The 14453-nt window shown below is 53.4% G+C and carries 13 protein-coding genes; 9 read left to right on the forward strand and 4 right to left on the reverse strand.

What is annotated here, in order from left to right; translation table 11 throughout:
* Nucleotides 1-174 precede the first annotated feature (174 nt).
* Genes METMA_RS0110440 through phoU form a run of 4 tightly spaced genes read left to right on the forward strand, consistent with a single transcriptional unit; the run spans nucleotide 175 to nucleotide 5689 of the window.
* Nucleotides 175-2445 (forward strand): ABC transporter permease subunit, encoded by a 2271-nt coding sequence (locus METMA_RS0110440; RefSeq protein ID WP_027147218.1) that lies wholly within the window; start codon nucleotides 175-177, stop codon nucleotides 2443-2445.
* The gene (gene pstA, locus METMA_RS0110445; RefSeq protein ID WP_020159039.1) at nucleotides 2442-4097 is read left to right on the forward strand and encodes a phosphate ABC transporter permease PstA; all 1656 of its coding nucleotides are present in this window, start codon (nucleotides 2442-2444) and stop codon (nucleotides 4095-4097) included. Before METMA_RS0110440 ends, pstA begins: the two co-directional genes overlap by 4 nt.
* Nucleotides 4098-4103: 6 nt before the next feature.
* Nucleotides 4104-4937, forward strand: a complete 834-nt coding sequence (gene pstB, locus METMA_RS0110450) for a phosphate ABC transporter ATP-binding protein PstB (RefSeq protein ID WP_027147219.1) — start codon at nucleotides 4104-4106, stop codon at nucleotides 4935-4937.
* 14 nt (nucleotides 4938-4951) lie between these two features.
* A complete protein-coding gene (gene phoU, locus METMA_RS0110455; RefSeq protein WP_020159041.1) occupies nucleotides 4952-5689 on the forward strand; it encodes a phosphate signaling complex protein PhoU in 738 nt (245 codons plus the stop codon).
* Between the two features lie 557 nt (nucleotides 5690-6246).
* On the opposite strand, the gene METMA_RS0110460 is transcribed toward phoU, so the two are convergent.
* Nucleotides 6247-7089 (reverse strand): outer membrane protein assembly factor BamD, encoded by an 843-nt coding sequence (locus METMA_RS0110460; RefSeq protein WP_020159042.1) that lies wholly within the window; start codon nucleotides 7087-7089, stop codon nucleotides 6247-6249.
* A gap of 118 nt (nucleotides 7090-7207) precedes the next feature.
* Here METMA_RS0110460 and rluD point away from each other — a divergent pair, with 118 nt between their 5' ends.
* From rluD to METMA_RS0110475, 3 genes are read left to right on the forward strand one after another with little or no spacing between them, the layout of a single operon-like run.
* Nucleotides 7208-8152 (forward strand): 23S rRNA pseudouridine(1911/1915/1917) synthase RluD, encoded by a 945-nt coding sequence (gene rluD, locus METMA_RS0110465; RefSeq protein WP_020159043.1) that lies wholly within the window; start codon nucleotides 7208-7210, stop codon nucleotides 8150-8152.
* Nucleotides 8139-8873 carry a peptidoglycan editing factor PgeF gene (gene pgeF / locus METMA_RS0110470; RefSeq protein WP_020159044.1) on the forward strand — a complete coding sequence of 245 codons (735 nt, stop codon included), beginning with the start codon at nucleotides 8139-8141 and terminating at the stop codon, nucleotides 8871-8873. Before rluD ends, pgeF begins: the two co-directional genes overlap by 14 nt.
* Before the next feature lie 4 nt (nucleotides 8874-8877).
* Nucleotides 8878-9699: a ZIP family metal transporter gene (locus METMA_RS0110475; protein ID WP_020159045.1), complete on the forward strand. Its 822-nt coding sequence runs from the start codon at nucleotides 8878-8880 to the stop codon at nucleotides 9697-9699.
* Nucleotides 9700-9734: 35 nt separating this feature from the next.
* On the opposite strand, the gene METMA_RS0110480 is transcribed toward METMA_RS0110475, so the two are convergent.
* Nucleotides 9735-11369, reverse strand: coding sequence for an alpha-D-glucose phosphate-specific phosphoglucomutase (locus METMA_RS0110480; protein WP_020159046.1), 1635 nt, complete (start codon nucleotides 11367-11369; stop codon nucleotides 9735-9737).
* 75 nt (nucleotides 11370-11444) lie between these two features.
* Between METMA_RS0110480 and METMA_RS0110485 the strand changes: the two genes are divergently transcribed.
* Together METMA_RS0110485 and METMA_RS0110490 are read left to right on the forward strand one after the other, a co-directional pair.
* Complete coding sequence (locus METMA_RS0110485; protein WP_020159047.1) at nucleotides 11445-11987, forward strand: L,D-transpeptidase family protein; 543 nt, start codon at nucleotides 11445-11447, stop codon at nucleotides 11985-11987.
* Nucleotides 11988-12075: 88 nt separating this feature from the next.
* Nucleotides 12076-12354 carry an Lpp/OprI family alanine-zipper lipoprotein gene (locus tag METMA_RS0110490; protein WP_020159048.1) on the forward strand — a complete coding sequence of 93 codons (279 nt, stop codon included), beginning with the start codon at nucleotides 12076-12078 and terminating at the stop codon, nucleotides 12352-12354.
* A gap of 68 nt (nucleotides 12355-12422) precedes the next feature.
* Here METMA_RS0110490 and METMA_RS0110495 read toward each other — a convergent pair whose 3' ends face one another.
* Nucleotides 12423-13514: a L,D-transpeptidase family protein gene (locus METMA_RS0110495; protein ID WP_020159049.1), complete on the reverse strand. Its 1092-nt coding sequence runs from the start codon at nucleotides 13512-13514 to the stop codon at nucleotides 12423-12425.
* Nucleotides 13511-14419 (reverse strand): recombination-associated protein RdgC, encoded by a 909-nt coding sequence (rdgC, locus tag METMA_RS0110500; RefSeq protein ID WP_020159050.1) that lies wholly within the window; start codon nucleotides 14417-14419, stop codon nucleotides 13511-13513. Before rdgC ends, METMA_RS0110495 begins: the two co-directional genes overlap by 4 nt.
* Nucleotides 14420-14453: the final 34 nt, after the last annotated feature.

A 14453-nucleotide genomic window follows, 5' to 3' on the forward strand; every position in this document is an offset into this window, starting at 1 on the left:
TTTAACTGTTGTGCAGGGATGCATAAACAAGGATGTTGAGCTGGATTAATGCTCGCTTCTCCTCCTCTCGGTACTCAGAGGTTAATCCGGACAAAAGGTGGCTGAGATTTGTTATACGAATCTCGGCCTTTTTTTGTTTTTTATCACTGTCCTACTAATTTACAAAATGTCGGCATGTCTGAAACCAATTTAAATTTTCAATCCGCGGGCACCCAAATTCATGCCGGCGGTTATTACTTTCAATGGCGACTGCTAAAAGACCATTTGGCCCGCTATGGCGTCATAGTGGGAGGACTGGGCGTCATTGTCGCTATCGCACTGATTTTTTTCTTCTTGTTGTATTCGGTGTTTCCCTTGTTTATGCCGGCGACAGCGGAATCCGTCGCGCACTACGAGGTGCCGGGGAAAATGCCGGGCAGTACCGTGCTGCTGGCGATGGAAGAGCAGAATGAAGTGGCCGCCCGATTTACCGATAGCGGACAGGTCGTGTTTTTTGAAGCGGCAACGGGCAAGACGGTGTCAACCGAGACGGTACCGATACCGGCAGGGACGACTGTCACCAGTTTTGGCCAAGGCGATCCGGCCGAAGGTGTGGTTGTCTACGGGTTGTCGAACGGCCGGGCGCTCATCGTAAAGCAGCAATATAAACAAACCTATCCGAATGGCGAGCGGGTCATCACGCCCTCACTGGCCTTTCCATTGGGCGAGACACCGTTAGTGGTGGACGATACCGGGGCCGCCGTGGAAAAAATCGCCGTGCAGGCCAATGACGAAGCCACAATTGTAGCCAAGGCCGGCAATAAGATCCGCTTGGTCAGCTTTGAGAAACAGGAATCCTTATTCGACGAGGAGGCAGGACTGGAGCGCACGGATGCCGTATTGGACATGCCGGTCTATAACCTGACCGATATGATTATCGATGAGGATCAGCGTAACCTATACCTGGTCAGCAGCGATGGGCGCCTGAGTTTCTTTGATATCAGCAATAAAAGCCATCCGGTTATCCGACAGCATCAGAATGTCGTGGCGGTGGGAGAAAAAATTACCAGCCTCGCCTTTTTAAATGGAGATCTGTCCTTGCTGATTGGCGATTCCAGCGGCCTGGTATCGCAATGGAGCCAGGTCAGGGACGAGTTAAATCGTCCCGCACTGCAAAAAATCAGATCATTTAAAGTGTCCAACAGCCCCGTTATTGGCATCCATGCCGAGCAGCGCCGTAAAGGTTTTATGACGCTGGACGCCGATAGCGTGGTCGGCATTTATCATTCAACGGCCGAACGAGAGCTGGTTAAAGAAACGATCGGTGAGCCGGGGGCTGTCGCGGCAACGTTGGCGCCGAAGGCCAATGCCTTTCTGGTGCAATCCGGGGATGGCTCGGTGCATTTCTGGCATGTTGATAATGAGCATCCGGAAGTTTCGATGCAGGTGTTTTGGCAGGAAGTCTGGTACGAAAGCTATCAGAAGCCCAATTATATCTGGCAGTCTTCTTCGGCAAGCAATGATTTTGAACCTAAATACAGCCTGGTGCCGCTGGTGTTCGGCACACTGAAGGCGGCGTTTTATTCGATGCTGTTTGCCGTGCCGTTGGCATTGATGGGGGCTATTTATACCGCCTACTTCATGGCGCCGGCCATGCGCCGCTACGTCAAGCCGAGCATCGAAATGATGGGCGCGTTGCCGACCGTTATTCTGGGCTTTCTGGCGGGTCTCTGGCTGGCGCCTTTTATTGAGACGCACCTGGCGGGGCTGTTTGCGTTGTTTATGCTGGTGCCGCTGGCCGTGATGCTGTTTGCCGCGTTCTGGCATAATCTGCCCGAAACCATACGGCAACAAGTACCGGAAGGCTGGGACGCGGCGTTGCTGATACCGGTCATTTTATTAAGCGGTTGGCTGGCTTTTGCGGTCAGCGAACCGCTGGAAGCGTTATTGTTCAACGGCAGTCTGCGCGAGTGGCTTAAAGCCGAACTGGGCATTGGTTATGACCAGCGCAATGCCCTGGTGGTCGGCGTGGCAATGGGGTTCGCCGTGATCCCGACGATTTTTTCGATTGCCGAGGACGCCATTTTCAGCGTCCCGAAACATTTGACGGTCGGCTCCCTGGCCTTGGGCGCCACGCCTTGGCAGACCATGATCAGGGTGGTGCTGTTGACGGCCAGTCCCGGCATATTTTCGGCGATCATGATCGGGTTGGGACGGGCCGTCGGCGAGACCATGATTGTCTTGATGGCGACGGGCAATACGCCGGTCATGGATTTAAGCGTCTTTCAAGGCATGCGCACGTTATCGGCCAATATTGCCGTCGAAATGCCGGAAGCGGAAGTCAACAGCACACACTACCGGGTCCTGTTTTTGGCGGCATTGGTATTGTTTCTGTTCACCTTTATTGTTAACACGCTGGCCGAGATCATTCGCCAGCGCTTACGTGAAAAATACAGTTCGTTATGATCAAGCAATGGTTTAAAAGCGGGTCGCCGTGGATATGGCTCAATGCGGGAGCGGTCAGTATCTGCCTTATTTTTGTCGTCGGCTTGCTGGGCCTGGTGACTGTCAAAGGGGGCGGGCACTTCTGGCCGTTCCAGGTAGCCGAGTTCGTCTATCAGGAACAGGGCGGGCAGCCCGAAACCTTGGTCGGCCAGATCACCGATACCAGTGTCACCGGCGCCGCCATGGCAAAAGCGGCCGGCTATGACATGGCGGAAGATGAAGACACGCTGGTGCAATACCTGATCAAGACCGGCAACCGTGACCTGACCGGCGCCGACTTCCGCTGGATACGGGAGCGCAATATCCAGCGCCAGCGTTTCCCCGCCGACATCATCGTTCTGGAGCGTCGGGAATGGGGCAATTTTTATGGTTATCTGATTGCCGTTAAGGAAGGCGGCAACACGATCGCTGCCGGCGAGCAGGCGTTGCCCGTCGTGCAGGAGAGAATAGCGGCGGCCGCGGCGATCTTCAAGGAGATAACGCGGATCGAGAAAAAAGAAATCGGCGCCATCAACTATGGCCTGGAGCGCTTAAGGCTTAAACAGAAGCGCTTCGAACTGGAAAACCGTTGGGAGCCGGCGGCGGAGAAACGGATCGCGGCCGAAAAAGCGGACTATGAGGCCGACTATGAACGCTATCAGGAGCAATTGGGCGAACTGTACCGGCAAATCCGGCGCGATAGCCTGGTGGCGAGAACCGCAAGCGGCAAGGAGCTTGAAATACCGCTGGACAAAGTGGTCAGGCTGTATCGGCCGAATGCCATGAGCCTAGGCGATAAAACCGTTCACTATGGCCGCAAGCTGATCGAGTTCTTAACTGACAGTCCGCGCGAGGCCAATACCGAAGGCGGTATTTTTCCGGCGATTTTCGGCACGGTCATGATGGTGATCATCATGTCGATTATCGTGACGCCGTTTGGCGTGATTGCCGCCGTGTATTTGCGCGAATACGCCAAACAGGGCTTCATGACGCGGCTGATCAGGATTGCCGTAAACAACCTGGCCGGGGTGCCTTCGGTCGTTTACGGCGTCTTCGGCCTGGGTTTTTTCGTCTATATCGTCGGCGGCAACATCGACCGGCTGTTTTATCCTGAAGCGGCGCCCGCGCCGGTTTTCGGTACGCCGGGACTGCTGTGGGCCTCTATCACGCTGGCGCTGTTGACGTTGCCGGTAGTGATCGTCTCTACCGAGGAAGGCCTGGCGCGTATCCCCAAGTCGATACGCGAAGGCAGTCTGGCTCTGGGCGCGACCAAGCTGGAGACGCTGTGGCGCACGGTATTGCCGATGGCCAGTCCGGCCATGATGACCGGCCTGATTCTGGCCGTCGCGCGGGCGGCCGGCGAAGTGGCGCCCTTGATGCTGGTCGGGGTGGTCAAGCTGGCGCCGTCATTACCGTTGGATGGCAATTTCCCTTTTTTACATTTGGACAGAAAATTTATGCATTTGGGATTTCATATTTATGATGTCGGTTTTCAAAGCCCGAACGTAGAGGCGGCCAGGCCTTTGGTTTACGCCACATCATTGCTGCTGGTCATAGTCATCATCGGACTTAATCTGGCGGCGGTTCAAATCAGAAATCACTTGCGCGAAAAATACCGGGCACTGGAAGGTTAATCAAGAATGGCAACACAAAACGTACGAACTCACGCAATCGATATGGATTCCATTTTACGCAGTCAGGCAAAATCGCAGGGCCGGCAGGAAGTCTGTATCAAAATAGAAAACTTGAAACTGTTCTATGGCGAAAAGCAGGCCTTGCACGGCATCAATATGGAAATGCCCAAGAAAAAGGTAACCGCCTATATCGGCCCTAGCGGTTGCGGCAAATCCACGCTGCTGCGCTGCATCAACCGCATGAACGATCTGGTCGATAATGTCAGGATCGAAGGTAAAATTCTGCTCGAAAATGAAGATATCTATAACAGGTCGGTTAATGTCGCGGCTTTGCGCAGACGCGTAGGCATGGTGTTTCAAAAGCCCAATCCTTTTCCCAAGTCGATCTTTGAAAATGTTGCCTATGGACTCAGGATTCAGGGCATCAACGACAAGCGCACCCTGGAGGAAACGGTCGAGAACGCCTTGCGCGGCGCGGCCATCTGGGACGAGGTCAAAGACCGCCTGAATGATAATGCCCTGGGATTGTCGGGCGGCCAGCAGCAACGACTGGTCATTGCCAGAGCCATTGCCATCGAGCCTGAAGTGTTGTTGCTGGATGAGCCGGCATCGGCCCTGGACCCGATCTCAACCTTGAAAATTGAAGAGCTGATCAATGAACTGAAAGAAAAATACACCATTGTTATCGTGACGCACAATATGCAGCAGGCGGCACGCGTTTCGGATTACACGGCTTTTATGTACATGGGCGAATTGATCGAGATGGGACATACCAGCGAGCTGTTTACCAATCCCAAAAAGAAACAGACAGAAGATTACATTACCGGAAGGTATGGTTAAACCGGGAGAGAATCATGGATAACAGTAAAATTGGGCAACATATTTCAGGGCAGTTCAATAAAGAACTGGAAGACATCCGCAATAATGTATTAACGATGGGCGGGCTGGTCGAGCAGCAGATAGCGCAAGCGGTAGAAGCCTTCATGACCGGCGATACGGAAATGGCTGAATTGGTCATCAAGCAGGATAATCAGGTCGACGCGCTGGAAATGCTCATCGATCAGGAATGCATGCAGATCCTGGCACTGAGACAGCCGGCGGCATTCGATCTACGGTTGTTGATCACGGTCATCAAAACCATTAACGAGCTGGAAAGAGTCGGCGACATGGCCGAGCGCATTGCCGAAATGGCGATGCGTCTATCGGATACTGAAGGTAAACATGAGCAGTATTATGAACTGCAGCATATGGCCGATCTGGTCAAGGAGATGCTGCATGGCGCCTTGGATGCCTTTGCACGGATGAGCATCGAGGACGTGACGGCTATTACCGGGAGAGATGAATATGTCGACCGTGAATACGGCAGCATTATCCGGCAATTGATCACGCGCATGATGGAAGACCCGAGAAACATCACGCGCACGCTGGATGTTCTGTGGACGGCCAGGTCGCTTGAAAGAATCGGCGATCATTCGGTCAACATCTGCGAAAACATTATCTACATGGTCAAGGGCGAGGATGTGCGGCATATGAGCCAGGCAGAACTCGAGGATAAAATAGTAGAACTCGAGGGTAAAATAAAGGTTAGATGAAAAGGAACGGGAGTTTTATAATTCCCGCAACCGGCTTGTCTTGCCGACCATCCCCGGCGTTGCCTACAGGGATGTAGGCAAGGGGCGTGAGCAGGAGCGGAAGCTTTGCCTACAGGGATGTAGGCAAGGGGCGTGAGCAGGAGCGGAAGCTTTGCCTACAGGGATGTAGGCAAGGGGCGTGAGCAGGAGCGGAAGCTTTGCCTACAGGGATGTAGGCAAGGGGCGTGAGCAGGAGCGGAAGCTTTGCCTACAGGGATGTAGGTAAGGGGCGTGAGCAGGAGCGGAAGCTTTGCCTACAGGGATGTAGGTAAGGGGCGTGAGCAGGAGCGGAAGCTTTGCCTACAGGGATGTAGGTAAGGGGCGTGAGCACGACTGCATGAGCACCATGGATGGGGTGAATGCAGAGAAATGACGGGATCATTTCCTGTCCATGCAGTCATTGAACATGAACAGAAATCCTGCCTCTTGCGGGTCTTATTTTATGCCCATTCCTAAAAAGGCGAGTATTAGAGGATAACCCGCCTTCCAGGCCTGCGCTTTAAACGCGGGTCCCATCGTTATTTTTCCAGGCCGATGAAATCCCAGATTTTGTGGGATAACGTGGAACTTTTATGTTCGGGCACCGGCGGGCCGTCCGGATAATTCATTTCGTAAATTCGGGCCGTATCCGCGGCAAGTTCGGTCATCTGAAGCGCCGTATAGGCTTCCTGCAGGATTTGCAGCGCATAGGGAACGGCGGGCGTGCGCTGGTATTTTTCCACGACGTAATTCGCTCTGTTGACGGCGGCCACATAAGCCTTGCGCTTCATGTAAAAGCGGGCAACGTGGACTTCATGCATGGCCAGGTTGTTTTTGAGCGCGATCATGCGCTGTTTGGCATCGGGTACGTATTTGCTTTCCGGAAACCGGCGCAGCAGTTCGGCAAAATTATCGTAGGCATCGCGCGCGCTGCCCGGATCGCGTTGCGACGTATCGGTCGGCAGAAAACGGTCAATAAAGCCGATGCCGCGGTTGTAATTGACCAGTCCTTTCAAATAGTAGGCATAATCGACGCCGGGACTTCTAGGGTTGATCTTGATAAAGCGGTCGGCGGCGGCGATTGCCGCTTCGGGATCATCTCCTTTGAAATAGGCATAAGCCACATCCAACTGGGTTTGCGCCGCCTCTGCGCCAAAGGGATAGCGCGATTCCAGCGCCTCGTAGAGTTTGATGGCCTTTTCATAATTACCGGCATCCACGGCCGCCTTGGCCTCCGTGCGAAATTTCTCGGCATTCCAGTCCACGTATTCGTCCGTTGTATCGGCAGCGTCGCCGGCGGTCAAGCCTTTAAGCGTCTCGCAGCCCCCGATAGACAGGCTTAAACAGCCGATGAATAAAAATTTTATTAAAATTAATCGCATGGTGCTAACGACACGTTGTAATATTAGAGGTTTTCTCGCAGGATATGGCCGCGGTGCTTGAAATGACCATATAACCAGCGAGTATAACTTAACATCGAGTTAATCAGAAGAATTTGTTATGACCAGATTAACGGCAGAAGTGCCTTTAGAATTGGCCGGTATGCGTTTGGATCAGGTGCTTGCGGAGTTGTTTGCCGATTATTCGCGCAGCAAATTGCAAACCTGGATCAAATCAGGCCGCGTGCAGGTTAACGGCTTGTTGCTCAAGCCCAAGGACAAGCTGGAGGGCGGCGAGGAAATAACCCTGGATGCCGAACCGGAAGTGGTGATTGCCTGCGAGCCTGAAGAAATTCCCTTGGACATTGTTTACGAAGACGAGAGCTTGTTGATCGTCAACAAGCCGGCCGGACTGGTCGTGCATCCGGCGGTCGGGAACTGGAACGGCACCTTGCTGAATGCTTTGCTGCATCATGAACCGAATCTGGAGACCTTGCCCCGCGCCGGCATTATTCACCGGATCGACAAGGATACCAGCGGACTGCTGATGATCGCCAAAACCCTGCAGGCGCACAACAGCCTGGCGCAGCAACTGCAGGAGCGCGAGATTACCCGGGAATACCTGGCCGTTACGCGCGGGCGCATGACCGCCGGCGGCACGGTCGAGGAACCGATCGGCCGGCATCCCACCGACCGTAAACGCTACGCGGTCAGGGAATCGGGCAAGTTTGCCGTGACCCATTACCGGGTCATTCAGCGCTTTACCGGCCATACCTTGATCCGGGTCAAACTCGAAACCGGCCGGACCCATCAGATTCGCGTGCACATGGCGCATATCCGCTATCCGTTGGTCGGCGATCAGGTTTACGGCGGGCGCTTTCAAATGCCGCCTAACTGCAGTGAGCGCTTGGAACTGGAATTGCGCAATTTTAAGCGTCAGGCGCTGCACGCGGCAAAACTGGGACTGCAGCACCCGGTCACCGATGAATATCTGGAATGGGAGCAGCCCCTGCCCGAAGACATGGTCAGTCTGCTTGAAGCGTTATCCGAAAATGACCAGCAATAAACACTGGCTGGAGCCGGACTGGCCCGCCCCCGGCCGCGTGCATGCCGTGACCACATTGCGCACCGGCGGCATCAGCGGCGGCGGCTTCAGCAGTTTGAATCCGGCCACCCATGTCGGCGATCAGGCCGGTGCGGTCGAGCGGAATCGGCATATTATCAAAACCATGCTGAAACTGCCTGCCGAACCTGTCTGGCTGGAGCAAATACACAGCAATAATGCCATTGACGCCGGAAGAATCCGGGCGCTGGTACAGGCCGATGCAAGCTACACCGATAAGCCGGGGATCGTCTGCGCGGTGCTGACCGCCGATTGCTTGCCGCTGCTGGTCTGTAATACCGAAGGTACCGAGATTGCGGCCATCCATGCCGGCTGGCGAGGCTTGCTGTCCGGCGTGATCGGCAATACGGTCGCGGCGATGCGCAGCCGGGAACTGCTGGTCTGGTTGGGGCCTGCGATCGGGCCCGAGCGTTTTGAGGTCGGTGCCGAAGTGCGTGAGGCTTTCATTGAAAAGGCAGCGGCTTTCGCGCCGGCGTTTAAAGCGCGCGGTAACGGCAAATGGTTGGCTGATATTTATCAGCTGGCCCGTATCGATCTGGCCGTACTAGGCATAAATAATATCTATGGCGGTCATTTCTGCACCGTCACGGATCATGAGCGTTTTTATTCTTATCGCCGGGATAAAGAGACAGGACGTATGGCGACATTAATCTGGAGAGACTGAAGTAGTGAGTTTATTGGTATTTATTGTTATTTTTACCGCCATAGGTGGTCTTTTAAGCGTGATGGCCGCCGCAGTCTTTCTATTAATGCCGGACAAGCATAGGGAAGCGGTTTTGCCGCATGGCATCAGTTTTGCCATTGGCGCGCTGTTGGCCGTCGCTTTCTGGGGCTTGATTCCTCATGCGTTCGAGGATGTCAGGCCGGAACAGATTCAGCCCTTGTCCGGGACGATTCTGGCTGGCGTGCTCGGTTTTTTCGTGCTGGAAAAACTGCTGATCTGGCGGCATTGCCATTACGGCGGCGGTTGCGAGGCACACGGCGATGAAGAGGCGCATGATCATGGGCATGCGCACAGTCATGGTCATGGCAAGTCTGCCGGCACATTGATCATCCTGGGTGACAGCATTCACAACTTTGTCGATGGGGTTTTGATCGCGGCCGCGTTCCTGACCGACGTGAAGCTGGGCATCGTGACCAGCCTGGCGGTCGCCGCGCACGAGATCCCGCAGGAAGTCGGCGATTTCGCGATTTTATTGCAGAGCGGCTATAGCAAAGGCAAGGCGCTGCTCTATAACGTGCTGGCCAGTCTGACCACAGTGGTGGGCGGAGTGCTGGCCTATTTCAGCCTGGGTGATTTGCATGACAGTCTGCCGTATTTTCTGGCCTTGGCGGCTTCAAGCTTTATTTATATCGCGGTCGCGGACCTGATACCGTCGCTGCACAAAAAGACCGATATGAAGACCTCCTTGCAGCAGATTACCCTGATCCTGGCCGGTGTACTGCTAATTTGCCTCATGCATGGCATTGCCCATGATATTGAGCTATAGGTGCAGGGCTTGAACCCCGCACCCTTCGCCTTTTGTCAGGTAATGACCGTCGGTTCGGCCCGGCCGGTGCGTTTTTTGATCTCGCACAGCAGTTCGGCGAGATCGATTAAATCGGCCAGCGCGGCTTGCGCATCCTGATCGTGCTTTTCGGCATCGACCTCGAACCGTTCCAGATAGATCCTTAAGGTGGCGCCGACCGTGCCGGTGCCTGACAGGCGGAAGACAATGCGCGAGCCGTTTTCAAAGCCGATGCGTATGCCCTGATTGTGGCTGATGCTGTTGTCTATAGGGTCCTGATAGCTGAATTCGTCGGCGTATTTAATGATGTATTCACCGAACGCCTGGCCTGCCAGTGTCGGCAGCCGGGACCTGAGATGTTCGATAATGCCGTTGGCGATGTCGCTGGACACGGCTTCATAATCGTGGCGGCTGTAGATATCGCGGCCGAATTTCAGCCAGTGGTCATGGACAATATCGGCAACCGGTTGACGCTTTCTGGCGATCAGGTTCAGCCAGAACAGCACGGCCCATAAACCGTCTTTTTCCCGGACATGATCAGAGCCGGTGCCGAAACTTTCTTCGCCGCAGATCGTGATCTTGCCCGCATCGAGCAGATTGCCGAAAAATTTCCAGCCGGTCGGCGTTTCATAGCAGGGAATAGCATATTTGGCCGCGACCCGATCGACGGCCTGGCTGGTCGGCATGGAGCGCGCAACGCCGCTTAAGCCCTTGGCATAGGCCGGAATAAGATGGGCGTTGGCCGCCATAATGGCCAGGCTGTCGCTGGGCGTGACGAAGATATGGCTGCCCATGATCATGTTGCGATCACCGTCGCCATCGGAAGCCGCGCCGAACGTCGGCGCGTCAGGACCGAACATTTTCGCCGCCAATTCCTGCGCATGCGCCAGGTTGGGATCGGGATGATGGCCGCCAAAATCCTCTAGCGGTTCGGCATTGATGACAGAACCGGGCTTGGCGCCGAGCATGTCTTCGAGTATTCTTTTGGCGTAAGGGCCGGTAATGGCGTGCATGGCATCGAAGCACAAGCGGATATAGCCGGAGCCGATGCTTTGTTTCAATAACGGGAAATCGAAAATAGACTGCATCAGCTCGGCATAATCAGTCACAGGATCAACAATCGTGATTTTAATATCGCCGACTTGTTGCGTGCCGATGCTGTCCAGGTCTATATCAGCCATGGCTGCAATTTTGTAACAGTCGATGGCTTGGCTGCATTGATAGAAGGCCGCCGTGTATTTTTCCGGCGCGGGCCCGCCGTTGGCGACATTGTATTTAATGCCGAAATCTTCATCGGGACCGCCCGGATTGTGGCTGGCGGAAAGAACCAGGCCGCCGAATGCCTGGTTCTTTCTGATCAGATGCGATGCGGCGGGGGTGGACAGTAAACCGCCCTGGCCGATGATCAGTTCGCCAAAACCATTGGCGGCCGCCATTTTAATGATGATTTGTATGGCAGCTCGGTTAAAATAGCGGCCGTCACCGCCCAGTACGAGCGTTTTGCCGGCAAAGTCGTCCAGGGAATCGAAGATGGACTGAACAAAATTTTCCAGATAACCCGGTTGCTGAAATGTTTTTACTTTTTTTCGCAGCCCGGATGTGCCTGGATTCTGGTCGTCATAAGGATGGGTGGTGATAGTTTCTATTTGCATGGCTGTACCTTAATGCTTATGAATTATCTTGATAAGCTAAAGTATAAGTGACCTTTATTCCAGTGTAGATTATTTATGTGGCGAATTTATTTATTACTGTGTTGTAGTTGTTATGCTACGGTTGTATCGGCAGTTGAGGATATATGGCTGCTGGTCGATACGAGCGCGCTAAAGATTGAGGTAAAAAAGGGGGACCAGACGCTTGATACCCTGAATGACATTGCGATCGGCCAGGGAGGTGCCGGGTTCAAGCACCATCGGGGCGACAATATTACGCCTTACGGGGACTACAGGATCGGCTGGATTGGTGAGAAGAGTGCTTTCAGGCGGTTTTTTGGTTTAACCTACCCTTCCGCGAAAGATGCCGAAAAGGCAATGGAACAGGGGTTGATAGACCGTGCCACCTATAATAACATCGTATATGCGCACAAGCATCATCAAGTGCCTCCGCAAAATACGCCGCTAGGCGGGCGCATAGGTATTCACGGTTTGGGACGGGCCGATGAGAAAATTCATAAGATGATGAATTGGACTCATGGTTGTATTGCTTTAACCAATAGGCAGATTGATCACTTGAGTCAATGGATAGATAAAGGGACGATTGTCAGGATAAAATAAAGCTGGAAAGAAACTCAAAAACAGTGCAAAATTCTAACCTGGAAGTACTCTTTATGTAGTAACAACTCTGAAAATAAGGAAAAATAATATGAAAAAAGTAATTAAATTATCAATGATTGCTATGGCTGCTACTTTGGCTGTTGGTTGCGCCAGCACTTCAGACATTGATAATCTGCAATCACAAATTGATGGTCTGAATTCCAAGGTTTCACAAGCATCATCCGATGCGGCTAGCGCACAACGCGCGGCTGCCGATGCAGCTGCAAAAGCTGCTGACGCGGAAGCGGCTGCTAACCGTGCGGCTCAATACGCGCAAGACACCAACAGTAAACTGGATCGTATGTTCAAAAAATCAATGATGAAATAAGTCATTATTTTTGGGAGCATGAAAAAGCCCGTTGGGATTACCCAGCGGGCTTTTTTTTTGGGAAAATTTTAAGGGGACTCCGGGGCTTCCTGACTCGTGGCGGGGCGTTTATAAATAGCAGTAGGGATGCCGTTGTGCTGTTGCAAGGCCTTTTTTAATGCCTCGCCATCGATAACCGGCATTTGCTGGCTGTTAGCGCGCTCAATCAATTTTAGCGCCAACTCCAGGCTGGCCATGTATCTTTCCTCGGTCAGCTCGGGAACGGTTCCGTTTTCGTCTTCGGACTCGGTTTCGGCCAGGGTCGGATGAATTTCGATATACAGCGTGTCTTGATGCCAGCCGACCTTGATCGGTTGATTGACGATATAGACGGGCGTGCCTGCTTTTATTTCCGGAAACAGTTTTTCAATGTCTTCCGGATACATGCGAATGCAGCCGTGGCTGACTCTCATGCCGACGCCGAAAGGCTTGTTGGTGCTGTGAATCAAATAGCCCGGTGTGCCAAGATACATCGCAAACAGTCCGAGCGGATTGTCAGGCCCCGCCGGCCAGACAGCCGGCAGAATATCGCCTTTGGCGGCATGTTCCGCCCGGATCGATGCCGGTGGCGTCCAGGTCGGGTTCCTGACTTTACGGATAACTTTGGTTTGCCCTAGTGGCGTTTGCCAGTCCACGCGGCCAATGCTCATGGGAAAGGTTTTAACGACCGGTTTTTCGCCCGCTTGAGGGGCAGGGAAATAATACATGCGATATTCAGGCAGGTTCAGCGTCAGGCCTTGCCTGGGGGTATCGGGCAGCAAGCGCAGATTGGATAATCTGACCCGGGTGCCTTGCCCCGGCAGCCATCTGTCCACGTCCGGGTTTAGCAGCAGGATTTCGATCTGCCCCATATCGAAATTCCGGGCTATATCGAGCAGCGTGTCCTCATGCTTGGCGGTAGTGTAAAGTTCATCGGCCAGCTCGTCGCTGATCAAACTGTCGCCCGGATTGTCGGGCCGGTCATAGGTTGCGGCCGAAACAGGCAGGCCGGGCGCCAGCAGCAATAAAACGACCAGTCCGCGGATAAAAATGCCGATCGTTAACTTGTGTCTGGCACAAGGTGCTGCGGCAAAAAATGCCGGAAGGTATTTTCTTAAGGGACTGGTCGTTAAAAGGGTCATGCCTTATTCTCTCCGCCGAATAGTTCCATCAGACGAGGTAAAAAATTGGCCAGTTCCAGCGACATGATCGAAAAATCCACATCGAACTGTTCGGCCTCATCACTGGCTTCGATATTGGCGGCCTGATCCTGGATCAAGTCAAGAAAGCGCAGGCGTTTGATCGCTAAATGTTCGTCGATAATGAAGGATAGCCGGTCGTCCCAGCTGATGGCCAGTTTAATCGCTTCCTTGCCGGTGTCGAGATGGTTTTTAATCTCCGGTAGCGCCAGGTCATGTCGCTTGCAGCGAATAATGCAGCCTTCCTCTTCGGGGGAGCGCAGTTCGCATTCGTCCTCAATGGTGATGTCGGCCGGTGTCTCATGATGGAGCAGCCAATGGGTCATCGTGGCAACCGGTTTTTCCACGGTATTGGGCGGTACGGCCGGCAATGAGCCCAGGCATTTGCGCAGATTGCTGAGCAAATCCTCGGCCTTTTTTGCCGAGGCGGCGTCAACGACCAGCCAGCCGCCTTTCGGGTCGATATAAGCGTAGGTTTTGCGCGAAAAGCTGAAAGCCTTGGGCAGTAACTCAAAGACCAGCTCATCCTTTATGGCAGTACGTTCTTTTTTGGCCAATTTTCGTCCTTGCCGGTCTTCCTCCTCGATAATTTTTTCCAGAAGCATTTCATTGACCACGGCGGCCGGCAACACTTTTTCTTCTTTTTTTCCGCACAGCATCATAAAACCATTCGTGCTATGCACCAGCTGCTGCGAGGTTTTGCCTAGGGGCGCGGTCCAGCCAAAAGTGGATTCCTCATGATTGCCGCAGGGTCGGAATGCCATTTGCTCAAGTTTTTGTTCGAGTTCGGCTGGAGATAAAGTGAAGTCCTCGGTAAGGCGGAAAATACTAAGATTTTTAAACCACATGACGTAACTGATACTCTATGAAATTAACGAGTGC

Source organism: Methylobacter marinus A45, assembly GCF_000383855.1.
GTDB lineage: Bacteria > Pseudomonadota > Gammaproteobacteria > Methylococcales > Methylomonadaceae > Methylobacter > Methylobacter marinus.